Here is a 26,191-nt window from a genome sequence, read left to right on the forward strand (position 1 = left end):
TATCTGTAAACCAAAGCTTTAGAATACCAAATAAACGGTTGGGCCGTTAATTTTTACCTGCTTAATCCAGCTTCCGTCTTTTTCTTTCGTTTTTGATCAAAAACAATTCGCGCGTGGTTTGTCCGGCCACCGAGGTATTCTCTTCGGCCCGTCTAATTAAATACGGCATCACATCCTTAACCGGTCCGAATGGTAAATATTTGGCCACATGATAGCCTTCTGCCGATAGGTTAAAGGAGATATGATCGCTCATACCATAAAGTTGACCGAAGAAAACCCTGGGGTCGTTATTTGCCAAGCCTTTGGCTTTCATAATTTCAATAAGCTTATAACAGCTTTCTTCGTTATGGGTGCCTGCAAAGATGACGATGCGACCCAAGTGCTCCATTATATAGGCCACCACTTCGTCAAAATTGACATCGGTTGCTTCCTTTGATGCGCAAATAGGACTTTTATAGCCTTGTTCCTCGGCACGCTCATTCTCTTTTTCCATATAGGCCCCGCGCACTACTTTCACCCCAATTACATAATTCCGGGTTTCAGCATCTTGTTGTAATTTTTTAAGGTAATCCAAGCGATCCCAACGATACAACTGCAGCGTATTGAAAACCACCGCCTTTTCCTTATTGTATTTGAACATCATGTCTTGTACCAAATCGTCGGCGGCATCTTGCATCCAACTTTCTTCTGCATCGATCAATAAAGCGATATCCATTTCATAAGCCCGTTTACAAGCCGCATCGAAACGCGCCACTACCCTTTCCCATTCTTCTTTTTCCGCGGTAGAAAGTACGTCTCCCTGACCAACTTTTTCATATAAGGCCAAACGACCTAAACCGGTGGGTTTAAACACCGCAAAAGGTATGGCCTCCATTTCCTTTACATATTTAATGGTCTCAAGGGTCTTGGTAAGGGCAAAATCGAATTGGGCTTCTTCCTCTTTTCCCTCCACAGAATAATCGAGGACCGAGGACACCCCTTTTTCGAACATTTTTTCAATAACCGGGATACAGTCTTTTTCGGTTACCCCTCCACAAAAATGATCAAACACCGTGGCACGGATTAGGCCTTCGACAGGCAAATGTGCTTTAATGGCAAAATTGGTAACGGCAGTACCAATGCGCACAAGCGGCTCATTGGCAATCAATTTGAATAAGAAATAGGCCCTTTCCAATTCCGAATCGGACTTTAAGCTAAAAGCCGTTGCAGTATCCTCAAAAATACGTTTCATTATTGCGAATTTGATAACGCCGCAAATATAGGACGGCTTCATTTAATTTTTACATAAAATACTTGTTATTTTGCCCTCTTAAAATCCGTAGTAATGCAATCGATCTGTAGCCATACGAGTACTGTACATTTTGGGGAAACCGGGTATGCCGAAATTAACGGTCACTTGGCCAAAAGTAATTACTCTAGCGTTTTTGTTTTAGTCGATTCCAATACGCACGAACATTGTTTGGCCCCGTTTTTAAGTCAATTAGCGACCGATAGCCCCATAGAGGTTTTGGAAGTAGAGCCCGGGGAAGTAAACAAAACCTTGGAAACCTGTAACCAACTATGGTTGGCCCTATCGGAATTGGGTGCAGATCGCAAAAGCCTAATAATAAATTTGGGCGGAGGCGTAGTTACCGATATGGGCGGTTTTGTAGCTTCGGCCTTTAAAAGGGGTATCGATTTTATAAACGTGCCCACTACCCTATTGTCAATGGTAGATGCTTCGGTAGGTGGTAAAACCGGTGTAGATCTTGGGCCCTTGAAAAACCAGATCGGCACAATAAGCCAACCAGTAATGGTTTTGGTAGACCCTATTTATTTACAAACTTTAGACCAGCGACAAAAAACCAGTGGTTTTGCCGAAATGCTAAAACATGGTTTAATCAAAGATGCCAACTATTGGGCCAGCTTAAAACCAGGTATACCCGAAAAACTCACAGAAAGCATACATCATTCGGTTGCCATTAAAAATGAGGTGGTAACCCAAGACCCGACCGAACAAGGTTTGCGCAAGATTTTGAATTTTGGTCATACTTTGGGGCATGCCGTAGAATCGTACTTTTTGGAAAGTGAGGCCCATGAAACCTTATTACACGGCGAGGCCATTGCCGTGGGTATGGTTATGGAAGCCTATTTATCGTATAAGCTTTGTGGCCTTCCCTGGTCTGATTGCGAAGAGATAAAGACCACCTTTAAGGCCCATTTTGGCAGTATAGCCTTTGAAGCTGAGGATATTGAAAAAATATTGGGCTATTTAAAATTCGACAAGAAAAACAGTCATGGTAAGGTAAAATTTGCCCTCTTAAAGGCCATTGGTGATACCCAATGGGATATAGAGGTACCCCAAGACCTGCTACTCGAATCGATCACATACTACGAAAAAGTTTAAGTACACCTACTTTTTTCCCGGCTTTACAACTCTTTAGATCCAAGTGTTGTTTAATATTCTAGTTTTAGGTCAGTAAGCAACCTAAACCATTGAATATGAAACGCAAACTAGTAGACTACAAAAAGCTCGACCATCAAATCGCCAACTTATTATTGGAGAATTATCCGCATGGGTATGGGGATAGCGATATCATCTCCTTTAAAAATGCCAGTGGCGAAATCATAGAAGCCGTAGAGGTACGCACTAACGATACCATTTATATGGTAAAGATCAGTCAGAGCCTTACCTATTTCATCGATAACTTCGATGCTACCGTAGCCAATGAATTGAATAAGGAAGCCAAGGCAAAAACCGCAGCCAAAGCCGCCTTGGAAAAAGAACATGGGGAAACAGACCTTTTGAATTAGCCAAACCATTCCCATCTATAAAGAAAGGGCGATCCGAATGGACCGCCCTTTTTTATTCGGTATAACCTGATAAATCAAATTTCGTTGAAGATGGTATGCATCAAACGTTTTTTATCGTTTATGCTCTCCTCAAGCGAAATCATGGTTTCCGTTCTACTGATACCATCGATATCATCTATTTTAAAGATGATGTTTTTAGCGTGTGTGGTATCCCGGGCCCTGATCTTACAGAAAATATTGAATTTACCCGTTGTGATATGGGCAACCGTTACATTAGGAATATCTTCCAAACGTTGGATTACAAATTTGGTTTGATGGGTCTTCTCAAGAAAAATACCAACATAAGCGATAAAGCTGTACCCCAATTTATGATAATCGAGGGTTAGGGAAGAACCACGGATAATTCCGGCTTCCTCCATTTTTTTCACCCGAACATGCACCGTACCGGCCGAAATCAATAACTTTTTCGCTATATCGGTAAAAGGAGTACGCGTATTATCAATAAGCATATCCAATATCTGGTGATCTATCTCGTCCAACTTAACTGCCTTACTCATATTGAAAGAATTTTAGGCAAAATTAAAAAAATGCGGAATAAAATGTAAAAGAAATTAGATTTTTTTGAAAATAACTCAATAAACAAGTCATTTTTAATCGATTCCGTATTGCTCAATAAGGCGGCTCAAACGTTTGAAACGGGAAATTTCGAGCCTATCAGCATTTTCAGCGGCGTTTAGCTGCTTATGGCCATAAAACCCCGTTACATCCCCTTTTTTCATTATTTGAGGTACGAAATCAACAGCTTCGTTTACTAATTCCTCTTTAAACAGTATGGCCAAATCGACATTCTTCGGAATGTTTTTATTCAATTCATGGGCATTTGAAACGATAATATCCACAAAGCACTTCCCATTTTCCGGAATGGCCAGATAATCTGTCACACTATAATTTAGGAAGCTTTTATCGATTATGGCGCGTAATCCAGCCAACAAGGCTCGAAAAATCAATTCTCGGGTCTTGGTTCTGTTATAATCATTCGGAAAATGCCCGGCTTCGAACAAAATCGTAGGCACTCCGGCCATCATAAATGCGTCCCCGACACAATTGGCATTGAATCCGTCGTCATACCTACCTACCCCTTTAGGAATAAACCGATACAATTCTTCAGTCATAAGAGCGATAAGTTGCATGGCCGTTTTGCGATGCTCGTTTAAACTACGCGCTTCGTCAAAAGCTGGTGCTAAAAAAGAAACCGTGGCCGGAACGGCAGATTGCCCCACACTAAATATGGTACGCTGACCATGTAGGTTAAAACAAAAGTCAGGTTGGAAACTTTCAAAGACCTTTCTCAAGAGCTGGCTTTCCACTTGAGTCCTTTTTTGGGAGTCACGGTTCAAATCGACCTGATTGGCGTTTAACCGGGTGTATTTTTTGGCCCCGTCAGGACTCAAAATGGGAATAATATATAATTTACAATTGGAAACTATTATGTTTTTGACCTCTGCATCATATTGTAACAAATGTAACAAGTCAATTAGGGCCTTGGTCGTGGTAGATTCGTTGCCGTGCATTTGGGACCACATTAGCACTTTGGTAGGCCCTTCGCCAAATTCTAGTCCATAGATAGGGCGTTGCTGTTCTGAATAACCGATAATATGGGTTGAAACATCAATTTTAAGGCGATTTAAGGCAATTTCTAGGTATTCTAGGGGAAAGTAACGGTCTAAGGTAATATCGAGCGCATAAGGCGTGTATTCCATCATTGGATAAGGTTTGATACGTATCAGGGTTAGGCTGCAAAGCTATAAACCAATTCATTTACAAATGTAGCAAAGGAATATTTCAAAAATGTTACAATTGTATATTGTAAATCGGGAAGGAAATTCTTGATCAGCTACCAAAGTTGTGTCCATATTTACGATCGTTACATGGTATTTATATCTACTACTCAATCTATTGTATATCACATCATTAACACGTATTCATTGAATGATTAAATTATATCTGCATTACAATTCTATTTTGTAAATTGTAAATTACACCCTATTTTGCTACAAAATACGGTTTACAATGATAAATTACGAGGAATTGGTAAAACGCCTTGGGGTGTTGATGAGCTACTACAATCTCAGTGCCTCTGCATTCGCGGACAAGGTTGGCGTGCAACGTTCCAGCATTTCACATTTGTTATCAGGCCGTAACAGACCCAGTTTAGAGTTCGTTACCAAGGTAGTGAGTACTTTTCCGGAGGTAAACCTATATTGGTTGCTTAACGGTAAGGGTAGTTTTCCTTCTGAGGATGGTGCCCCACCCGCCCAAACCAGCCTTCCGTTATCCGAAAAGGCCCCGCTCCCCCAACCCACAGTCGAAAAATCGACCCCATCGGAACCTAAAACGCCGACCCAAAAACCAAAATCCGTCGAAAAACCAATCCCCACCCCTATCAAAAAGCGTGTTGGTACCAACAAAACCATTGAACGCATCGTTATTTTCTATTCCGACGGTAGTTTTGAAGCCTATACCGAAGATCGTTCATAAAATTAAGTCACTTTTTTTCCTACAAGCATACGAAATGCCTTAATTTGGGGTATGATCAAGAATACCCTTTCCCTACTCACGGGATTATTACTTACGGCCTGTTATTCCCCAAATCGGAATTGTACCGATTTTGCCACGGGAACCTTTGAATTCGAATACGAAATTGACGGAAATACCAAAAAAGCAACCTTTAAGCGTGACTTGAAGTACAGCGTAGATTATTTTGACAACCAAATAGATAGCTCCACCGTTAGATGGTTAAATGATTGTGAGTTCGTACTCACTCCTTTAGACGGTAAACAAACGGCCATACATTACAAAATCTTGTCTACCACCTCCGATAGTTACCTCTTCGAATATAAACGGGCCGTAAAACAAGCCCATAAAAAACAACTGGTCAAACGCGGAACCGCAACAAAAATCGATTAAATTATGTTTGAGATCTTTTCGAGTCCAGATGCTTGGATGGCATTGCTAACCCTCACCTTTCTAGAAATCGTTCTGGGTATAGACAATATCATATTTATTTCTATCGCCGCCGGTAAATTAGAGCCTTCGCAACGTAAAAAGGCGACCAATATCGGACTCATACTGGCCATGGTCATGCGTATCGTACTCTTATTCGGTATATCGCTATTGACCACCATGAAAAAACCATTCTGGTTCCTGGACGAATCCTGGATACATGGCGGTATCAGTGGTCAGGCCCTGATTTTATTCGCGGGCGGACTCTTCCTTTTATACAAGAGTACCAAGGAGATACACGAAAAAATCGAAGATAAAGGACACGACGAACGCGAGGTGACCAAAAGCCGGTCTACCTCTTTGAGCAACGCTATTGTACAGATAACCATTATCAATATCGTATTCTCCTTCGACTCCATTTTAACGGCCATCGGTATGACCAACGGTATTTCGCCCAACCCCAACGACGCCTTGATATTAATGGTTGTTGCCGTTGTTATTTCTGTGATAATCATGATGTTATTCGCTAATCCGGTTGGTGAATTCGTTAACAAACACCCTTCAATACAAGTATTGGGATTATCATTTTTGATTTTGATCGGTTTTATGCTTATTGCAGAAGCCGCCCACATATCGCATTTGGTGGTATTCGACAACGAGGTAGGCGCCATACCTAAAGGCTACCTTTACTTTGCCATAACCTTCTCGCTTATGGTCGAGTTTTTGAATATGCGTGTACGTAAAAAGAAAATTAAAGAACCGGAAGCATAAGATTTGACAAACCAAATAAAAAATCCAATCGTTTTGATTGGCTTTTTTATACATCAGTGGTTTTCTTTAAGATATATCACATTATTAAAAGTTTAACTTCAAATGTAATTTTAAAGATTAGCGTATCTTTTCGTCAGTTTTTCAAGCCATTTTTCACGTTTTTGTTGGCTGGTGAACTTCACATAGTTCAAACTGATCCATTTTCTGTTGGGCACCCCTATTTTCCAAAACGTCCCGAACAAGACCGCTTTTTTAATCGCGTTACCGAACAAGGCCCTATAGGCCCATGCCGGGGTATTCATAGTGGTAATCATATGTACCCCTTTCAATTGTTTTAAGCGGCCCAGCATGCGGTTCCCTTTGTCGTTATAATCATAAGCGATTCCCGGAAAAATCAATTTATCGATAAAGCCTTTGGTCAGTGCCGGCATTAATTCCCACCAAATCGGAAAGATAAAAATCAGGAAATCTGCAGCTTGCAAACGGATTTTATAAGCTTTTACCAGCGGATCCAAGGCCTCGTAGGAGGCCTGGCTATCTTTGGCCGCCGTTACAAAGGCCTTCAAGTCTTTGGCCCGCATCACGGGATCAAAGCCATCTTCGTCCAAATGGATCAAATCAATGCTATGTCCGGCCCGGGAAAGACCTTTTTGAACAGCTTCTAAGACTGCATTACAATAGCTTTTCTCATACGGATGGTTGAATACGATTAATACCCTCATAATCAAATGGTTTTACGGCAAAAATACTCCCGGTAAAAACCATTGGCATTAACAAAAGATAACGCCTATTCGAAGAAAATAGGTATAGGAAAAACGGGCTGGCATACCCGCCATTGCCATAAAAAATCAATGTAGTTTAGCCCTTATACGGCTTAAGGATACCGGGGTGACGCCCAGATACGAGGCCACATAATGATGGGGGACGTCTTCCATTAGGGATGGATACTGCTTAATTAGGCCCAAATAGCGCTCTTTTGGCGAATCTTTGATACGCGACAAAAACAAGTCCTGATAATCATATAAACGTTGGCATAAGCCCCGTATAAGCATGTCCTTTACCCCTTCTTGGGAAGTGATACGGGCCAAAAAGATTTCTTTTGGTACCGCTTTCAAAACAACCGGGCCCACCGTTTCTATATTGAATTTACTAGGCCGGTCTTCCATGAGACTGGCAATCGATGCCATGGCACTACCAGCAAAAAAGAACTGAAAGGTAATATCGTTCCCGTCTTTATTGAACCACATTCTTGCGATACCCTGCTCTATAAAGAAAACTTTTTTACTGTAGTCGCCCTCGGCCAAAAGCAGTGTTTTTCGCCCCAGTTCCATGGTTTCTGCCTGGGGAAAAGCCTCCAAAAATATAGACGAAACTATCCCCATAAACTCAAATCAATTAATCAAAAAGGGTGGCCTGTCCGTCGTCTTCCGTGGGTGGTTCGGGTTTATTATCGTCATTTCCCCCAACCTTTTGCTCATCGACTACTTCTATCTCTTCTACCGCTTCCGGTTGCGGTTCTTCATAAGGTAGAGAATCCTTGAAATCGATGTTTTTTACCTTATCGGCAGTCAATTGATTCCCTAAAGCTTTAATTCCTTTAATCGATATAAACTGCTCCATATCAATCTCTTGATTTGGCTTAGCCTCCTTACCCCTTGGTTTAACGAAGGAAATCTCGGCCACCGGTCTCCAATCGGTACTCACCAGCTCTAAAAAGGTCTTGGCATGGTCGGTAATAAAACTTTCTTCCCGTTGCGGGTTCTCAATCAGGAATCGTTTGATATAGTAACGCTCCTTGGCCCCTTCATAATAAATAACCGAAATAGGTTTTTTGGGATTCCATTTTTCCAACACCAGCATATCGGCATCAAAATGCAGGGCCATATCGGGCACTTCGGTCTTTACCACACCTTTTTGGGTAATGATCAACAAACGATCTTCGCCCCGGAATTCGCCCAACAACTCGCCCCTACCATCTACATTTAAGCGGCGTACGACCTCATCGAACCAGATTTTACGGGGTTTTAGGGTAGATACGCCCTTTTCCTTCAGCTCTATGCGTTTTACGGCATATTTGGTCACTATATTCCCTTTGGCCCCTCGCCCCTTGATAAGCAAATCGGCGAAATCGAGATCCCATTTTAGTTTTTTGACACTACCCACCTGGCGTAGCATTACCGTAATAATCTCAGCTTCCCCATTCGGATTAGCGGTAAAGTACAACACCTTTGACTGGGCTTTGCCCGTGGTAAGATCATACATTTTATCGCGAGTTACCGAGGTAACGTTAAAACGCTTGATATAGGTAGCCCCACCTTTTCCATCTTTGTACACCATATTGTAGATGGTGCGGGCGTCTTTCTTCTTAAAAACGGCCACATGTATGATGTTTTTACCGATAAAGGTCTTACTATCTACCTTGGTCACCATCATCTTACCGTCTTCTGTAAATACGATGATATCGTCTATATCGCTACAATCGGCTACATATTCGTCTTTTTTCAGGGAGGTACCCACAAAACCTTCTGCCCGGTTTACGTACAGTTTGGTATTACGCATAACCACTTTGGTGGTATCGATATTATCGAAAATCCGTATTTCCGATTTGCGCTCCCTGCCCTTTCCGTACTTGGCTTTTAGGTTTTTGAAATAGTCTATGGCGAATTCTACCAAGTGGGCCAAATGATGCTTTACCTCTGCAATCCTTTCTTCGAGACTTTCAAGATGTTGCTGTGCCTTATCTAAATCAAACTTTGAAATACGTTTTATCCGAATTTCGGTCAAACGAACGATATCTTCCTCGGTTACGGCGCGCTTTAAATGCCCAATATGTGGCTTTAATCCCTTGTCGATGGCCGAGATTACCCCTTCCCAGGTTTCCTCCTCTTCAATGTCGCGATAAATACGGTTTTCAATAAAGATGCGCTCCAAGGAAGAAAAATGCCATTGCTCTTCCAGCTCCTTCAGTTGGATTTCCAATTCGGCCTTTAACAAGGCCAAAGTATTGTCTGTCGAACGACGCAACATCTCACTGACCCCGATAAACTCAGGTTTATTGTCCTCGATAATACAACCTAGGGGCGAAATAGAGCTCTCACAAGACGTAAAAGCATATAAGGCATCGATGGTTTTATCCGGACTGATACCATTGGGCAAATGCACGATAATCTCAACCGAAGCCGCCGTATTATCCTCGATTTTCTTGACTTTCAGCTTCCCTTTTTCGTTGGCTTTCAGTATCGACTCTATTAAAGAGCCGGTATCGGTATTATAGGGTATCTCCTTAATAACCAGCTTATTCTTATCCAACTGTTCTATCAAGGCCCGAACACGCACCTTACCGCCGCGCATACCATCGTTATAATTGCTTACATCGATAATACCCGAGGTTGGAAAGTCGGGATAGATCACGAACTTCTGTCCTTTCAGACATTTGATGGAGGCATCGATCAGCTCGATAAAGTTATGCGGCATAATCTTGGTAGAAAGTCCGACCGCAATCCCCTCGGCCCCCTGGGCCAATAAAAGCGGGAATTTCACCGGAAGGTGTATCGGCTCCTTTTTACGCCCGTCATAGGAGAGTTGCCAATCGGTTACCTTGGGACTAAAAACAACCTCAAGGGCGAATTTAGAGAGCCGGGCCTCTATATAACGTGAAGCCGCCGCCCTATCGCCTGTGAGAATATTACCCCAGTTTCCCTGGGTATCTATCAAAAGATCTTTTTGGCCGATCTGCACCATGGCATCGGCTATACTGGCATCGCCATGGGGGTGGTACTGCATGGTATGCCCCACTACGTTGGCCACCTTATTGTACCGACCATCGTCCAGTTCTTTTAACGAATGCATGATCCGTCTTTGTACCGGCTTAAATCCGTCTTCTACCGATGGAACGGCCCGCTCCAAGATTACGTAAGAAGCGTAATCCAAGAACCAATCTTTGTACATTCCCGTTACTTTGACCAGACTATCTTGTGGCTGCTCTTCGGGATGTTGTTGGGCTTCGCCCAAACCTTCTTCATGTTCGTCCATAAAAAAGTATAGTGCTGGTATAGAACCGATTTACTCCGCTAAATCAAGCTCTACTTTAAGGTTATTTATAATAAATTTTTGGCGTTCAGGCGTATTCTTACCCATATAGAACTGCAGCAATTGATCAATGGTCATGGCCTTGTCGAGCATTACCGGTTCTAGGCGGATATCTTCCCCTATAAAGAATTTGAACTCGTCGGGCGAAATCTCACCCAATCCCTTAAATCGGGTAATTTCGGGTTTGCCCGTAAGTTCTTCTATAGCCGCCTTCTTCTCTTCTTCGCTATAGCAATAGATGGTTTTCTTTTTGTTACGCACCCGAAACAAGGGCGTCTGTAAGATATATAGATGGTTTTCTTTGATCAATTCCGGGAAAAACTGCAGAAAAAAGGTAATCAACAACAAACGGATGTGCATACCATCGACATCGGCATCGGTGGCGATCACGATATTGTTATACCTCAAATCTTCCATAGACTCCTCAATGTTCAATGCTGCCTGCAACAGATTGAACTCCTCATTTTCGTACACGATCTTTTTGCTCATCCCATACGAGTTCAGGGGCTTTCCCCGTAAACTGAACACCGCTTGGGTATTTACGTCCCTACTCTTGGTAATGGAACCCGAGGCCGAATCTCCCTCGGTAATGAACAAGGTACTTTCCAACCTACGGTCTTTTTTCATATCGCCAAGGTGCACTCGGCAATCGCGTAGTTTTTTGTTATGCAGACTGGCCTTTTTAGCCCTTTCACGCGCCAGCTTCCGTATACCCGACAATTCTTTCCGTTCGCGCTCGGCCTGAACGATCTTGCGTTGCAATGCCTCAGCCGTATCGGGGTTCTTATGTAAAAAGTTATCGAGTTTGGTCTTAACAAAATCGTTTATAAAGGTACGTACGGTAGGCAGACCGCCACCCATTTCGGTAGATCCCAATTTGGTTTTGGTCTGGCTTTCGAAAACCGGCTCCATCACCTTAATGGCTATGGCCGAGATAATGGATTTACGTACATCGGCCGCATCGTAATTTTTATTATAGAATTCACGTACGGTCTTTACCACCGCCTCCCGAAAGGCCGCCTGGTGCGTACCCCCCTGGGTCGTATGCTGTCCGTTTACGAACGAATGGTACTCCTCGCTATATTGGGTACGGCTATGGGTAATGGCCACCTCTATATCATCGCCACGTAGGTGAATGATCGGATAGAGCATATCCTCAACCGGATTATTGTCTTCCAATAGGTCTTTTAGCCCATTTTCGGAAAGGAATTTCTCCCCATTGAACACAATGGTAAGCCCTGGGTTCAGGTACACATAGTTTTTAAGCATGCGCACCACATATTCCGAACGGTACTTGTAATTCTTAAAAATACTTGGATCGGGCGTAAAGGTAACCTTGGTCCCCCTACGGCGCGAGGTCTCTACCGGCCCCTCTTCCTGCACCAGGTTCCCCTGTTCGAACTCGGCCGTCTTCATTTGCTTATCGCGATGCGACTCTACACGAAAGGCCGTAGACAAGGCATTTACCGCCTTGGTACCAACCCCGTTCAATCCGACCGATTTCTTAAAGGCCCGGGAATCGTACTTACCTCCGGTATTCATTTTAGAGACCACATCGACCACCTTGCCTAGCGGAATACCCCTACCGTAATCACGCACCGAAACGGCATTGTCCTTAATATTGATCTCAATGGTCTTACCCGCCCCCATAACGAATTCATCGATACAGTTGTCGAGCACCTCTTTAAGCAAGATATAGATACCGTCATCGGCAGCCGAACCATCGCCCAGTTTACCGATATACATTCCGGGTCGCATTCTAATATGCTCCTTCCAGTCGAGTGAACGTATATTATCTTCGGTATATTGGGTTGTATCCGCCATAAAAGCCCATTTTTTGGTATGCTGGCTAATATAGAAATCGTAGGGATAAAATAAAACCCTAAACCTTCCTTTTAATTAACAACCGTTTCATCCAAAAAGGGATGAAACGAGACAAAAAGAAGAAAGAACACAGAAAATAGACAAAACCAACCCTACTTTCATCAAATTTCAAAACAAGAACCAACAGCAAGCAATTACCATAAAATTTAATTTGGCCTAAACCGGTATAATAAATCTTTAGCGCCCAAAAGCTAGTTACGGGAGCCCATAGCCATTAGAATATAGAATTTTTGATCACCCTTGTTTTATGCGTTCATTTTTTCGCAGTCTTTGCTCTTTACTCTTTTTTCTTTTTGTCTAAGAACTTCAACCTTTATCCCGTTTACCCACCAGGCGTACCCCTAAGATTACGATACCCATGCCCAACCATTGCCACCCACCGATCCGCTCACCCAAGAAAACATAGGCCAACAAAATCGTGGACACTGGCCCAAGGCTCCCAAAAATGGAAAATCGGGATGCCCCCATCCGCTTAATGGCAGCTGCGATAAGAAAAGAGGGTATTACGGTAGCAAACAAAGCCATAAGTACTCCTATAAAATAAACTTGCCACGGATACTCCCACAATCCGCCCTGGGCCTGAAAACCGTAATGTATAAACACACATACACTGGCCACGATCATGGAATAGGCCGTAAATCGGGCACTACCCAAACGGGGGATCAAACGGCCACTACCTACAATATAAATGGCATAGGTAAAAGCACTGCCGAACACCAAGGCCGTACCCAGCAATACATGGACACCCCCCAACTCCAATTCCGGGAAAAAGACCACCAATACCCCGATATAGGTCACACCGATAGCCCACCAACCTTTTTTGGATAACCTCTCTTTAAAAAACAACCAAGAGAGCAATACCACCAGGGTCGGGTACACAAAGAGCACCACCCGCTCCAATCCGGCCTTAATGTATTTTAGCCCCATAAAATCGAGCAGACTGGCCAAATAATAGCCCACAAATCCCAAAAAGAGGAGTTGCAAGATCTCTTTGAGGCCGAGTTCGGTCAATTTTGAACGGTTTTCACCCCAAAAGACTACACCTACATAAAAAGGTAAGGCAAACAACATACGGAACAGCAGCAGGTCTACCGTGCCAACCCCGAACCTATAGGCCCATTTTACCATAACGGCCTTGGAGGAAAACAGTACCACCCCCAAAACGGCCAATAGCGCACCCGATATACGTAAATTGTTCTGTTCCATACCGTAAACCTAAGCGAATCGATTTCGGCCAAGGGAACACCTAAAAATGGATTACGACACCCAACTACGGCCTTATAGGGTGCACCACCGCGGTTTCGGTACGCTGGTGTATGGTATCGAAGGCCTGCAGCATTTTAAACAACTGCTGGCGTTGCGCTTGGGCCAGATTCGTGGTCTCACTGGGGTCGGCCTCCAAATCGAAAAGCTGATAGGGCCCTTCGAAGGCCTTGCCCTTAGGCGGTAAGCGCCCTCCTGAACCCTGGGCCAACACCAGTTTCCATCGGCCATCACGTATAGCGAAGACCCCATTGGCAGAATGGTTGATCACCGGCTCACGCGAATACCCTTTTTCGCCTTTTAGAAGTGGCAAAAAACTAAAACTATCCTCCCCGGCTTGGGTACGATCATAATCGGCCCCAATCAGTTCGGCCGCCGTCGCAAAGAAATCGGTATGGGTAATGGTATAATGGCTTTTCCCCGCTGTAAATCCGGCCGGCCAACGCACTAAAAAGGGCACTCTATGGCCGCCTTCGTATACATCGGCCTTGGTGCCCCTAAACCTATAATTCGCTTGATGGTTTTCAGTCTTAAACGCCTGTTTGGTCACATCTTCGGTATGCCCGGCACTACCTTCCGGAAACTTCGGATTCTCCCCAATACGGTGCATGAACGAACCATTATCACTGGTCAACACCACCAGCGTGTTTTCTTCTAACCCCTGTTCCTTAAGCGTTTTTAGCACTTGACCTACTGTCCAGTCGACCTGGGTCACAAAATCGCCATAATCGCCCAAATCGGTATTTCCCCGAAAGCGTTTATGCGGTAAAACCGGCTTATGTGGTGCGGTTAATGGTAGATACAAAAAGAAAGGCGAATCCTTTTTGGAAACGATATATTCTTGGGCTATTCGGGTAATCTCGTCCAGACTCTCCTGCATATCGAAATTCGGACCTTTCTCACCCATTCGGGCATAGGCCGGGAAATTCCCTTTCGGCATGGAATCGATGAGTTTTTCTGTAAAGCGGTCGTTTTCTATATAGCCATAGGGCGGAAAATCGAGGGAAGCAGTAATACCGTAAAAATAGTCGAAACCGTTCTCTAAGGGCCCGTTTTGAACCACACCGGAAGCATCGATTTTATAAATGCTGTTTTTAGTTTCGGCTTTCAACGGAAGATCCATACCCAAATGCCATTTTCCGATACAGGCCGTGGCATACCCTTTACTTTTAAACAGATCGGCCACCGTAGTACGCTCGGGGTCGATCAGGTGTTTGGAATAACCATTGAGCACCCCTCTTTTCATTCGGGTACGCCAGGCATAGCGGCCGGTAACCACCCCATAACGGGTCGGGGTACAAACCGCCGAATTTGAATGGGCGTCAGTAAAGACCATTCCCGCTTCAGCCAAACGATTGATCTCGGGTGTTGGTATCTTCGATTCCGGGTTTAAGGCCTGCACATCGCCATAACCGAGATCATCAGCCAAGATAAATACCACATTGGGAGTTGCTTCCTTTTTAGGAGTAGATTTCGATTTCTCCTGACAGGATAAAAACAATAAACCACAGGCTAAAAACGAAAAAAAGGGGCGATAAAACTGTTTCATAGCCCTATGTTAGACCAATTTAGCAAGTAAACTGTGTAAAATATACAAACGTTAGCCCCCAGCCGACGGAAAGCGGAAATATGGCTGACCAGTATCTGATACCTTATTTCTAATTATGTAAACGTATGTCATGAAGCTTCCTGCAAACACTTAGTATTTAGTACCTAGTATATAGTATTTAGTACTAAGTAGGTAACACTCAGTTGCCAGCATCTAGCGTCTAGAAAACAAACTATACATTAAACCTAAAGTGCATCACATCGCCATCTTTTACGATGTATTCCTTGCCTTCGACCCGCATTTTACCGGCCTCTTTCACTTTGGCCTCGGTACCATAAGACACATAATCGTCATAGGCGATAACCTCGGCACGGATAAAGCCTTTTTCAAAATCGGTATGGATTACCCCGGCCGCTTGCGGAGCCGTCGCCCCCTTGGGAAAGGTCCAGGCACGTACTTCTTTTTCACCAGCGGTAAAGTAAGTTTCCAAGCCTAATAAGGTATAGGCACCACGGATCAACTTGGCAGAACCAGGCTCGCTTAAACCCAAGTCTTCCAAAAACATCTGACGCTCTTCGTAAGTTTCAAGTTCGGTAATATCGGCCTCGGTACCCACGGCCAAAAAGATAACCTCGGCATTTTCGTGGGCCACGGCCTCGCGTACTTTTTCTACATAGGCGTTACCGGCAACCGCTCCTTCCTCGTCTACGTTACAGACATACATGACCGGTTTATCGGTGATCAATTGTAGGTTTTTAACGAACTCTTCGCGCTCGTCTTCAGAAACTTCGATACCACGTACCGAAATCCCCGATTCCAAGCCGGTTTTCAAGGCATTAAGGACAGCTTCCTCTTTTTGCGCCTCTTTGTTTCCGGTTCGGGCGGCCCGCTTTACTTTATCGAGCTTCTTTTCAACCGTTTCCAAATCTTTTAACTGTAGCTCCATATCAATGGTTTCCTTGTCACGGATTGGATCTACCGAACCATCTACATGTACTACATTATCATTATCAAAACAGCGAAGCACATGTAAAATAGCATCGGTCTCCCTGATATTTCCTAAAAACTGGTTCCCAAGACCCTCCCCTTTACTGGCCCCTTTTACCAATCCGGCGATATCGACGATTTCTACCGTGGCAGGCACTACACGCTCGGGGTCTACCAATTCTTCCAGTTTCTTTAAGCGGTTATCGGGTACGTTTACCACACCGATATTAGGCTCTATGGTACAAAACGGAAAATTGGCACTTTGGGCCTTGGCGTTGGACAAACAATTAAATAAGGTCGATTTACCAACATTGGGCAGTCCTACGATACCTGCTTTCATGAATTTACTTTTTTATATGACTGAGTCTGAACTAGAAATAACTACAAAAACCATTTCAATCATAACAAAGGGCCGTAACCCCATGCCTTAGTCCGTTTCCTAGCCACATTGCTTTACGGCGGCAAATATACACTTTAGCTACGACCTACACCATGCCCGTTTACGGCCAGGCCAAGCATCGTATTACCACCTATTTCCTACAAAATCGCTAGAGAAGATAAAATACGCATAGATTCCGTTAAAAAACCCTACCACTACCTACTACTTGAGCCCTCCCTTTTCATATATTTGAAAAGCCACAATCTTAGCGGGTTTCCGCATCAAGGAGAAGCACTATGAACGTAATCGATATCAAAGAAAATTCGGGTGTACCCAAGTACAAGCAAATCGTGGGTTCTATCGAAAAAAGCATTGAGAACGGTGCTGTAAAAAAGGGAGATCGTTTGCCCTCGATCAACAGCATACGTAATAAATTCGACCTTTCGCGCGATACCGTACTCCTAGCCTTTAACGAATTAAAAATCAAAGGCATCGTACAGTCGGTGGCCGGCAAAGGGTATTTTGTTAAAAACGATTCCGTAAGCGGACTCAAACGGGTTTTCTTACTTTTCGACGAGTTGAACAACTTTAAGGAAGACCTTTACAATGCTTTTTTAGCCCATTTAGGAAAAGACATACAAGTAGACATCTATTTCCATCATTTTAACCACGAACTTTTCGATAGATTGGTAGAAGCCAGTGTGGGCGAATACAGTGCCTATGTGATCATGCCCGCCAATTTGAGGAATATTGAACTCTCCCTTTCGAAGTTGCCGGCAGAACAGGTTTTTATTCTCGATCAAACCCATGCCGGATTGGCCAAATACCCTGCCATCTTCCAAAATTTCAAGAAAGATATATTTAATACGCTTTCATCTGCTTACGGGCAAATAAAGAAGTACGACAACATAAGCTTGGTATATGACCCTAACAAACAACCCCAAGGTATGGCCCTTGGTTTTGAAGCCTTTTGTAAGACACATAGGATGAAAAACGAAGTATTATTCACCATCCCAGAGCGAAAACTGGTCCCGGGGGAGTTGTTCTTAGTGCCGGGTGACCGCGATCTAATCGCCTTGATTAAAAAAATTCGGAACCAACATCTGCAAATCGGGAAGCATATCGGTATCATATCTTACAACGATACCCCACTAAAAGAAATCGTTGCCGAAGGCATTACCACCATTTCCACGGATTTTAAAGGTATGGGGATTAAATTAGCCCAGATGATTCTTGGCCAGGAAAAGAAACATATAGAAAACGATTGCTCCATAATTCTCCGTAACAGTCTATAAGCATGAACAAACTATTTTATTGGGCCTTGATTTCGGTGGTTTTAACGGCTTGCCAGTCACCCACCCCAAAACCTACATTTTCTTTAAGCACACCAAGTTTTCCGGCCAACATATTAGATTATACGGCCCAAGTAGACAGCACCCATTATCGCGATGCCCTGGTCTATTCCGATCAAGGGGCCTGGTTTGGTTATAGTTTCCATAAATCGCAAGGACAATTGGGGTTTAGCGGTCCTTTTCTAATGACCCAACAAAACGGGGTATGGCTCTCCAAAACCTTTGCCGAGTTCGAAGTTAGTATTAACGGTAACCCCATAGACCTATCCGACCTAAAACAGCACACCAAGGCCTATGCCAGCCATTTGCATCAAAGCTATTGCAACGAAAGTATTCAATTGGACGCCTATCTTTATTTTAGCTCACCCCATTCGGCCGTAATCCTGCTCAATGCCACCAATACGGATCAAGAGGCCTTTGATGTTTCGGTACAGGCCCAAGGAACACCCCTACCCGATTTTGCTGGACTTAAACCACAAGTAGCCCAAAACCGCTGGCAAGCCACTTTTGAAAAGAGTCCGGCCACGGCTTATGTAGGGCCTATAGGTAAGGAAAAAGCCACCCTAAGCACCCAAGGAAAAGGATATGCCATAAACTGGCCCACCCAAAAATTGGAGGCCGGGAGCAGCACTGATTTTACGTTATCCCAAAGTTTTATATTCCCGGAATACGATGCGGCTGCCGAATTGAAAAACAACCAAACCTTGGCCCCTTGGGAAGGTTTACAAGAACGCATCAACGAAAAAGAACAGACTTGGAAAAACCTTAAAAGACAACAAAACTTTCAAAATAGCAGCAAAAAGGAGGTAGTACTTGCCAAAAGCTTATTGACCCTACAGAACAACAGTCGTGTTGCGGCCGGGGAACTCAAACATGCCGGTATTTTCCCCAGCTATCATTACATCTGGTTCCACGGGTTTTGGGCGTGGGATAGCTGGAAACATGCCGTGGCCGTAACCCGTTACGACCCTGCCCTGGCCAAAGATCAGATCCGGGCCATGTACGACTATATGGATCCGAACGGTTTTATTGCCGACTGTGTGTATCGCGATACCACCATAGAGGCCCATAATTATCGGAATACAAAACCTCCACTTTCGGCTTGGGCCGTTTGGAAGGTCTTCGAATCGGATCGTGACAGCAGTTTTGTACGCGAAATGTACCCCAAGATAAAAACCCAACACCAATGGTGGTATACCTACAGGGACCACGATCAGGATGGGTTATGTGAATACGGTTCTACCGATGGTACCCTAAAAGCTGCCAAATGGGAAAGCGGTATGGACAATGCCGTTCGTTTTGACGACAGCCGTATTTTAACCAACCCCACTGGTGACTATTCCTTGGATCAGGAAAGTGTAGACCTGAACGCCTATCTCTATGCCGAGAAAGGTTATTTGGCCCAAATGGCAACAATTTCGGGAAAGCCGGAAGAAAAGGAAAAATGGCAACAAGAGCGGGAAACCTTATTACCAAAGTTCGATCAGTTTTACGATGCGGAATCGGGTTGGTATTACGATACCAATGTGCAAGGCAACACCTGGGTTAAAATCAAAGGCCCCGAAGGCTGGATTCCCCTTTGGGCCCATGCGACCGATGCCGATAAGGCGGCCCGGTTGATGGCGAATATGATGGATACCACCCTATTCAACACCCATGTACCTTTACCTACCTTGAATGCCGCCCATCCGAAGTTCAAACCCAACCGTGGCTATTGGCGTGGTCCCAACTGGGTAGATCAAGTCTATTTTGGCATTAAAGGCTTGCACAACTATGGTTTTGATAAGGAAGCTTCCCAACTCATCGAAAAACTCATACATAATGCCCAAGGCCTTACCGAAAAAGGCCCTAGCATACGCGAAAACTATCACCCATTAACGGGCCAAGGCATGGAGTCTGAAAGCTTTAGCTGGTCGGCCGCCCATCTCCTTTTACTCTTAACCGATGAATAACACCTATCAAAACCTTTACATTAGCGAATCCCAAGCGCAAAAAATAGCCCAGGATCTTTTTGGTATCACGGCAGAAGCCAAAAAAATGCCGGGGGAAATCGACTTCAATTTTAAGCTGGACTGCGATGATGCCGCGTACCTACTAAAAGTAAGCCGCCCCGAGGAAGACTTGGAATATCTCCATTTTCAACAGGCCCTCTTGGAACATGTTAATACACACGGAAACAACATTTTGGCCCCTAAGGTATTTATCGACACCCAGGGCGCCTCGGTAGCCGAATACACCGACGAATACGGGAAACTAAGATATGTCCGCCTACTAAGCTGGGTAGATGGCCGGGTGTGGTCTTCAGTAAACCCAATTACTAGCCCACTACTGGAAAGTTTAGGGGAAGAAGCAGGCAAACTTACCGCCACCCTAACGGATTTTGACCACCCCAAGGCACATAGGGACTTTGTTTGGGACATCTCGCAAATGGAATGGACCTTGGCCCAAATCGACCTATTTGAAGGGCCAAAACGGGAAATAATTGCCCATTTTCAACAAGAATTCCTAAAGAATAAGTCCGCCTTAAGCCAATTACGGCAAGCGGTTGTACATAACGATGCCAACGACAATAATGTAGTCGTATCCGATGACCTCGTAGCTCCGGTGGTTCGGGCCATAATCGATTATGGCGATGCCGTGTATACCGCCCAGATCAACGATTTGGCCGTAACCTTGGCCTATGCCCTAATGGACAAACCCGACCCTTTGGAGGCCGCCAGGGCGGTTATCAAAGGCTATCACAAAAGCTTCCCCTTAGAGCCTAAGGAACTAGAATTGTTACATGTATTGGTGGCTGCCCGCTTGGTAATCAGTGTTACCAAATCGGCATTGAACAAACAATTGGAGCCCGATAATAGCTACCACCAAATCAGTGAACGACCCGCTTGGGAGGTTTTGGAAAAATGGATCCAGATTCCTCAGGCCTTGGCCACGGCCCATTTTAGGGTCGCCTGTGGTTTGGAGGCACACCCCAACGCAGCCGCTTTCCGCAACTGGGCACAAGGCCAAAACTGGGATATTCACAGCCTTTTACCCGGTTTGAACAAGGTCGACATATACAACTTAGATCTTAGTGTCGGGAGTACTTGGTTGGGCGCCAAATCGAATTACGAAAGTAATGACAAGCTTACCCAAAAACTGAAGGAACTACAACATCAAAATCCGAAAAGCTTAATCTGTGGGGGCTATTCCGAAGCCCGTCCCTTTTACAGTACCGAAGCTTATAAAACGGAAAGTAATTCAGGCCCCAGCTATAGGACCATGCATTTGGGTATGGACTTTTGGGCGGCTGCCCAAAGCCCGGTACACAGTCCCATGACCGGAACGGTTTTTAGTCTACATAACAATGCCAACGACAAAGATTATGGCCCCACCCTGATCTTGGAACACCAAGCCGAAAACGGCCCCAAATTCTATACTTTGTACGGGCATTTAAGCCTGTCTTCCTTGACCTTAACCCGGGTCGGTCAGACCATAGACGCTGGTCAGCTGATAGGTTATATGGGCAACGAAACAGAGAACGGCAATTGGTCGCCCCACCTTCATTTTCAGTTGGTTTTGGACCTTTTGGGCAACCAAAACGATTTTCCAGGGGTAGCCCTCCCGCAAGAATTGGAGCTATGGAGTACCCTCTCACCGGACCCCAACCTACTCTTTAAGCAAGACGCCTTAAAAAATAAGGTGAGCGCAGATGTTTCTGAAATACTCTCGTATAGAAAGCAACATTTGGGCAAAAGTTTGAGTGTTTCATACAAAGAACCTTTGCATATCGTACGTGGTGACGGCCCCTACCTCATCGATGCCGCCGGACAAAAATATCTGGACACCGTAAATAATGTGGCCCATGTGGGGCATGAGCATCCGGCCGTGGTAAAGGCCGGTACCCAACAAATGGCCCTATTGAACACCAACACCCGCTATTTACATGGCCAAATAACCGAATTTGCCCAAGAATTATTGGCTACTTTTCCTCCGGAGCTATCCGTTGTCCACTTTGTGAATTCGGGCAGCGAAGCCAATGAACTGGCCCTACGAATGGCCTATACGGTTACCGGACAAAAAGATATCATCGCTTCCGAAATTGGCTATCATGGCAACACCAATGGCTGTATTGGTATCAGTTCCTATAAATTCGATGGTAAAGGAGGGGCCGGTGCCCCAGAACATACCCACATCGTACCCTTGGTAGATGCTTTCCGTGGAAAATATAGGGGTGATGATACCACCACAAAATACGCCCAACATGTACAGCATCAATTGAATCATATACAGGAACAGGGCCGAAATGTAGCCGCCTTTATTTACGAAAGCATTATTAGCTGTGGCGGACAAATAGAACTACCGGAAGGCTATTTGGAACAAGCTTACGCTATGGTCCGTAAGGCCGGTGGACTCTGTATTTCCGACGAGGTACAAGTGGGCTGTGGCCGTGTAGGTAAAGCCTTTTGGGGCTTTCAACTACATAACGTCATTCCAGATATCGTTACTATCGGTAAACCTTTGGGCAACGGACACCCGTTGGCCGCAGTGGTCTGTACCCAAAAAGTAGCCGAAGGTTTTGCCAATGGCATGGAGTATTTCAATACCTTTGGGGGTAACCCCGTCTCTTGCGCTATAGGAACGGCCGTTTTACGTACGGTTAAGGAAGAAGGATTGCAGCAACAGGCCCAAGCGGTGGGCGATTACCTAAAAGAAGGCCTAAAGACCTTACAAGCCGATTTTCCCATAATCGGCGATATTCGTGGGCAAGGACTTTTCTTAGGTTTTGAATTGAATGGGCCCGATTTGGCCCCCTTAGCGCCCCAAGCCAGCTATTTGGCCAACAGAATGAAAACGTTCGGCATTCTTATGAGCACCGACGGCCTGGACCATAACGTTCTGAAGATAAAACCGCCCCTGGTTTTTAACCAAGACCATGCGGATGAACTTTTACTACGGCTACGAACCGTATGCAGTGAAGATTTTATGCAACACCAACACTAATGCACAAATCAACCTACCTCTTAGCACTAATCCTGCTTGTCCTGGGCTGCCAACCCGATCGCGAACCCCATGAAGACCACACGGTATTCGAAATAAACAAACTACCCCCACGGGCCGATTTTTTCGCATTTGAATCGCCCGAAAAGGCATGGGATGGCACCAAAGAACGCTCGAATAACTTTATCGCACTTAATGGGGATTGGAAATTTCATTTTACCACCGACCCCAGCGAAAGAAGTAAAGACTTTTTTGAACCCAACCTAAACGATTCCGATTGGGGCAGCATACCCGTACCCGGGAATTGGGAGGTACACGGTTTTGACAAACCTATTTACCTAGACGAACGCTACCCCTTTACCACTTCGTGGCCCGATGTACCCGAAGATTACAACCCGGTTGGGTCGTATAGAACCACATTTGAGCTCTCTCAGTTTTGGAAAGACAAATCGGTTATCTTGCATTTTGCCGGGGCCAAATCGGCCATGTATATCTATGTAAACGGTCAGTTCGTGGGTTATTCCCAGGGCTCGAAAACCCCAGCTGAATTCGATATCAGCGAATATTTAATCGAGGGCGAAAACCTATTGGCCCTTCAAATGTACCGCTGGAGCGATGCCTCCTATCTCGAAAGCCAAGATATGCTGCGCATGAGCGGTATTGAGCGCGATGTATACCTCTATGCCCGACCTAAGGCTTTTGTATCTGACATCGGCTTGTCCACGGATTTAGATTTGGAAAACGGTAACGGAGTTTTCGATGCCGAGATTCAAATGGTCAACCAAGCCGATCAGGAAGTCACCCGTACGTTGGAGGTACTGGTTACCAAAGATAGTAAAACCCTGGCCCAGCAGCGGGAAACCGTGACCATAGGTGCCAAGGACACCCTGTTATGGCGCTTTGACAAAACCATAGCCGAGATTAAACCTTGGACGGCCGAAACCCCGGAATTATATCAGGCCAGCATCCGGTTTGAAGATGAAGCGAACAAAGAAAATGCCCAATTCATTAAAAAAGCCATTGGTTTCCGGAATGTAAAAATAGAAAACCAACAACTTTTGGTAAACGGTAAAGCCATCTATATCCGTGGTGTAGACCGACATGAAACCGATCCGCATACCGGGCATGTGGTAAGCCGTGAATCGATGGTAAAGGATATTAAATTGATGAAGCAAAACAACATCAATGCCGTCCGTAGCAGCCACTACCCCAACGACCCGCTTTGGTATGATCTCTGTGACGAATATGGCCTGTATGTGATTGACGAGGCCAATATTGAGAGCCATCCGTTGGCCATTTCGGCAGACACCCAGATCGGCGATACCGAAAGTTGGACCCCGGCCCATCTCGAACGTGTACAACGCATGTATTTTCGAGACCGTAACCATCCGTCGATCATCATTTGGTCTCTGGGTAACGAAGCCGGTACCGGTCGCGTATTCCAAACCTTGTACGATTGGTTAAAAAAGACCGATACCAGTAGGCCCGTGCAGTACGAACCGGCCGAAGATGAAGGCTATACCGATATTTTCTGCCCCATGTACCCTAAACCGGAAAAACTGGTGCACTATGCCGAAAACAACCCAAAAAAGCCCAGTATTATGATCGAATATGCCCATGCGATGGGGAATTCGGTCGGTAATTTGCAAGACTATTGGGATATTATCGAAAAATACCCCAGCCTTCAGGGTGGCTTTATCTGGGATTGGGTAGATCAAGCCTTGGAATATAAAGACGAGAACGGAAATCCCTATTTGGCCTATGGCCACGATTACCATCCCGACTTACCTACCGATGGCAACTTTTTGAACAATGGTTTGGTTGACCCTTACCGTAATCCGCATCCTCATTTGAACGAGGTAAAAAAAGTCTATCAGCCTGTAGGCTTCGCCTTTAACAGCACTCAAGATACCTTGGAACTGACCAATAAGAACTTTTTCAAGGCCCTGGATACCCATTATGTGGCCTGGCAATTTGTAAAGGATGGCCAAGTACAACAAACCGACAGCATCCATTTAAACCTGGGTCCACAGCATTGCTATACCCTACCCATTAAACAACCCGACACCAGTGAAGGCGAATGGCTTCTTCAGGCCAGCGTACGAGATATGGAAGGCAATATCGCCTATGCCCCGGAGCACGAAATCGCCTTTGCCGAATTCCCTTTGACCCCCTTCTCGAGTAAAGATATAACGATCTCTAAATCGGCCCCCATGCAGGTAACCAAAGAAGGGGAACATATTCGCATTACCGGCACAAACACCGATATGGTCATCCATGGAAAAACAGGGGAAATCTTAAACTGGGAAGCCTATGGCAAAACAGTGACCCTACACCCAATCCGCCCTAACTTTTGGCGTCCGCCCACCGATAATGATCTGGGTAACAGTATGCACGAATGGGCCGCTATTTGGAAAAAAGCCAGTGCGGGATACCAGGCCGAATTGGGCCATTTGCCCCAACCCGATTCCTTAAACCGTACCGCCTTTTCCATTAGCTATACCCTACCCCAAAACATAGCCGAGGCCCAAGCCCGCTTTGTACTGGATACCGATGGTACCTTGGAAGTAGCCTATCAATTTATACCGAAAAAAGACAGTTTACCCAACATACCGCGCCTAGGCATGAAAATGATGGTTCCCAATACCTTTAGCACAGCCCAATGGTATGGTAAAGGTTCGCATGAAACCTATGCCGATCGTAAGACAGGCGCCAAAACCGGCATTTGGAAAGGATCTATTGCGGAACAGTTCCATCGGTATTCCCGTCCGCAAGAGACCGGCAACAAGACCGATTTGCGTTGGTTCCGGCTTAACTCACCCGAGCTCAGCCTAACGGTCTCACCCACCGACGACCAATTTATGGAAGGCAGCATATGGCCCTTTTTGGAAAACGAACTCGATTTCGTTCCTGGAAAAGATGGCGGCCAGTCTGCTTCGGGGTTGGTACCCGTAACTGCCAAACACGGGGCCGATATCAAAATTGGGGACACCTTTCAATGGAATTTGGACCACAAACAAATGGGCGTTGGCGGCGACACCTCCTGGGGCCGCTTGGTACACCCGGAATATTGTATCCCGGCCAAGGCCTATTCCTATAGTTTTAAAATCATACCAAAGAAACTATAGCTAAATAACCAAA

At 45.0% G+C, this 26,191-nt stretch carries 19 protein-coding genes; 9 read left to right on the plus strand and 10 right to left on the minus strand.

Features of this window, described 5'->3' with window-relative positions:
• Positions 1–61: 61 nt before the first annotated feature.
• Entirely contained in the window at positions 62–1,231 is a 1,170-nt protein-coding gene (locus B7P33_RS14275; RefSeq protein ID WP_097442686.1) for a proline dehydrogenase family protein, read from the minus strand.
• A gap of 93 nt (positions 1,232–1,324) precedes the next feature.
• On the opposite strand from B7P33_RS14275, the gene aroB reads away from it, so the two are divergent.
• Positions 1,325–2,386, plus strand: coding sequence for a 3-dehydroquinate synthase (gene aroB / locus B7P33_RS14280; protein WP_097442687.1), 1,062 nt, complete (start codon positions 1,325–1,327; stop codon positions 2,384–2,386).
• A gap of 95 nt (positions 2,387–2,481) precedes the next feature.
• Positions 2,482–2,793: a hypothetical protein gene (locus tag B7P33_RS14285; RefSeq protein ID WP_097442688.1), complete on the plus strand. Its 312-nt coding sequence runs from the start codon at positions 2,482–2,484 to the stop codon at positions 2,791–2,793.
• A gap of 74 nt (positions 2,794–2,867) precedes the next feature.
• Here the strand turns inward: B7P33_RS14285 and B7P33_RS14290 are convergent, their stop codons facing one another.
• Positions 2,868–3,350: an Lrp/AsnC family transcriptional regulator gene (locus B7P33_RS14290; RefSeq protein ID WP_097442689.1), complete on the minus strand. Its 483-nt coding sequence runs from the start codon at positions 3,348–3,350 to the stop codon at positions 2,868–2,870.
• A gap of 93 nt (positions 3,351–3,443) precedes the next feature.
• Entirely contained in the window at positions 3,444–4,556 is a 1,113-nt protein-coding gene (locus B7P33_RS14295) for a M14 family metallopeptidase (RefSeq protein WP_097442690.1), read from the minus strand.
• Between the two features lie 307 nt (positions 4,557–4,863).
• Here B7P33_RS14295 and B7P33_RS14300 point away from each other — a divergent pair, with 307 nt between their 5' ends.
• Genes B7P33_RS14300 through B7P33_RS14310 form a run of 3 tightly spaced genes read left to right on the plus strand, consistent with a single transcriptional unit; the run spans position 4,864 to position 6,567 of the window.
• A complete protein-coding gene (locus B7P33_RS14300; RefSeq protein WP_097442691.1) occupies positions 4,864–5,331 on the plus strand; it encodes a helix-turn-helix domain-containing protein in 468 nt (155 codons plus the stop codon).
• Positions 5,332–5,382: 51 nt separating this feature from the next.
• Positions 5,383–5,760: a hypothetical protein gene (locus tag B7P33_RS14305; protein WP_097442692.1), complete on the plus strand. Its 378-nt coding sequence runs from the start codon at positions 5,383–5,385 to the stop codon at positions 5,758–5,760.
• A 3-nt stretch (positions 5,761–5,763) separates the two neighbouring features.
• Positions 5,764–6,567 carry a TerC family protein gene (locus B7P33_RS14310; protein WP_097442693.1) on the plus strand — a complete coding sequence of 268 codons (804 nt, stop codon included), beginning with the start codon at positions 5,764–5,766 and terminating at the stop codon, positions 6,565–6,567.
• Between the two features lie 110 nt (positions 6,568–6,677).
• Here B7P33_RS14310 and B7P33_RS14315 read toward each other — a convergent pair whose 3' ends face one another.
• The 7 genes from B7P33_RS14315 to ychF all read right to left on the minus strand — a co-directional run bounded on the left by B7P33_RS14315 (position 6,678) and on the right by ychF (position 16,679).
• Positions 6,678–7,289: an NAD(P)H-dependent oxidoreductase gene (locus tag B7P33_RS14315; protein WP_097442694.1), complete on the minus strand. Its 612-nt coding sequence runs from the start codon at positions 7,287–7,289 to the stop codon at positions 6,678–6,680.
• A gap of 126 nt (positions 7,290–7,415) precedes the next feature.
• Positions 7,416–7,949, minus strand: coding sequence for a Crp/Fnr family transcriptional regulator (locus B7P33_RS14320; protein ID WP_097442695.1), 534 nt, complete (start codon positions 7,947–7,949; stop codon positions 7,416–7,418).
• A 13-nt stretch (positions 7,950–7,962) separates the two neighbouring features.
• Positions 7,963–10,599, minus strand: coding sequence for a DNA gyrase/topoisomerase IV subunit A (locus tag B7P33_RS14325; protein WP_097442696.1), 2,637 nt, complete (start codon positions 10,597–10,599; stop codon positions 7,963–7,965).
• Positions 10,600–10,629: 30 nt separating this feature from the next.
• Positions 10,630–12,480: a DNA topoisomerase IV subunit B gene (locus B7P33_RS14330; protein ID WP_097442697.1), complete on the minus strand. Its 1,851-nt coding sequence runs from the start codon at positions 12,478–12,480 to the stop codon at positions 10,630–10,632.
• A 366-nt stretch (positions 12,481–12,846) separates the two neighbouring features.
• Positions 12,847–13,746 carry a DMT family transporter gene (locus B7P33_RS14335; RefSeq protein WP_097442698.1) on the minus strand — a complete coding sequence of 300 codons (900 nt, stop codon included), beginning with the start codon at positions 13,744–13,746 and terminating at the stop codon, positions 12,847–12,849.
• 64 nt (positions 13,747–13,810) lie between these two features.
• Positions 13,811–15,352, minus strand: coding sequence for a sulfatase family protein (locus B7P33_RS14340; protein ID WP_097442699.1), 1,542 nt, complete (start codon positions 15,350–15,352; stop codon positions 13,811–13,813).
• Positions 15,353–15,584: 232 nt separating this feature from the next.
• A complete protein-coding gene (ychF, locus tag B7P33_RS14345; protein WP_097442700.1) occupies positions 15,585–16,679 on the minus strand; it encodes a redox-regulated ATPase YchF in 1,095 nt (364 codons plus the stop codon).
• A 335-nt stretch (positions 16,680–17,014) separates the two neighbouring features.
• Here ychF and B7P33_RS14350 point away from each other — a divergent pair, with 335 nt between their 5' ends.
• Genes B7P33_RS14350 through B7P33_RS14365 form a run of 4 tightly spaced genes read left to right on the plus strand, consistent with a single transcriptional unit; the run spans position 17,015 to position 26,178 of the window.
• Positions 17,015–18,013: a GntR family transcriptional regulator gene (locus tag B7P33_RS14350; protein ID WP_097442701.1), complete on the plus strand. Its 999-nt coding sequence runs from the start codon at positions 17,015–17,017 to the stop codon at positions 18,011–18,013.
• Between the two features lie 2 nt (positions 18,014–18,015).
• Entirely contained in the window at positions 18,016–20,022 is a 2,007-nt protein-coding gene (locus B7P33_RS14355; protein WP_097442702.1) for an MGH1-like glycoside hydrolase domain-containing protein, read from the plus strand.
• Positions 20,015–23,053: an aminotransferase class III-fold pyridoxal phosphate-dependent enzyme gene (locus B7P33_RS14360; protein ID WP_097442703.1), complete on the plus strand. Its 3,039-nt coding sequence runs from the start codon at positions 20,015–20,017 to the stop codon at positions 23,051–23,053. The genes B7P33_RS14355 and B7P33_RS14360 overlap by 8 nt, the downstream gene beginning before the upstream one ends.
• Entirely contained in the window at positions 23,053–26,178 is a 3,126-nt protein-coding gene (locus B7P33_RS14365) for a beta-galactosidase, LacZ type (protein WP_097442704.1), read from the plus strand. The genes B7P33_RS14360 and B7P33_RS14365 overlap by 1 nt, the downstream gene beginning before the upstream one ends.
• Positions 26,179–26,191 lie beyond the last annotated feature (13 nt).

The organism is Sediminicola luteus (assembly GCF_002514735.1).
Taxonomy (GTDB): Bacteria; Bacteroidota; Bacteroidia; order Flavobacteriales; family Flavobacteriaceae; genus HQA918.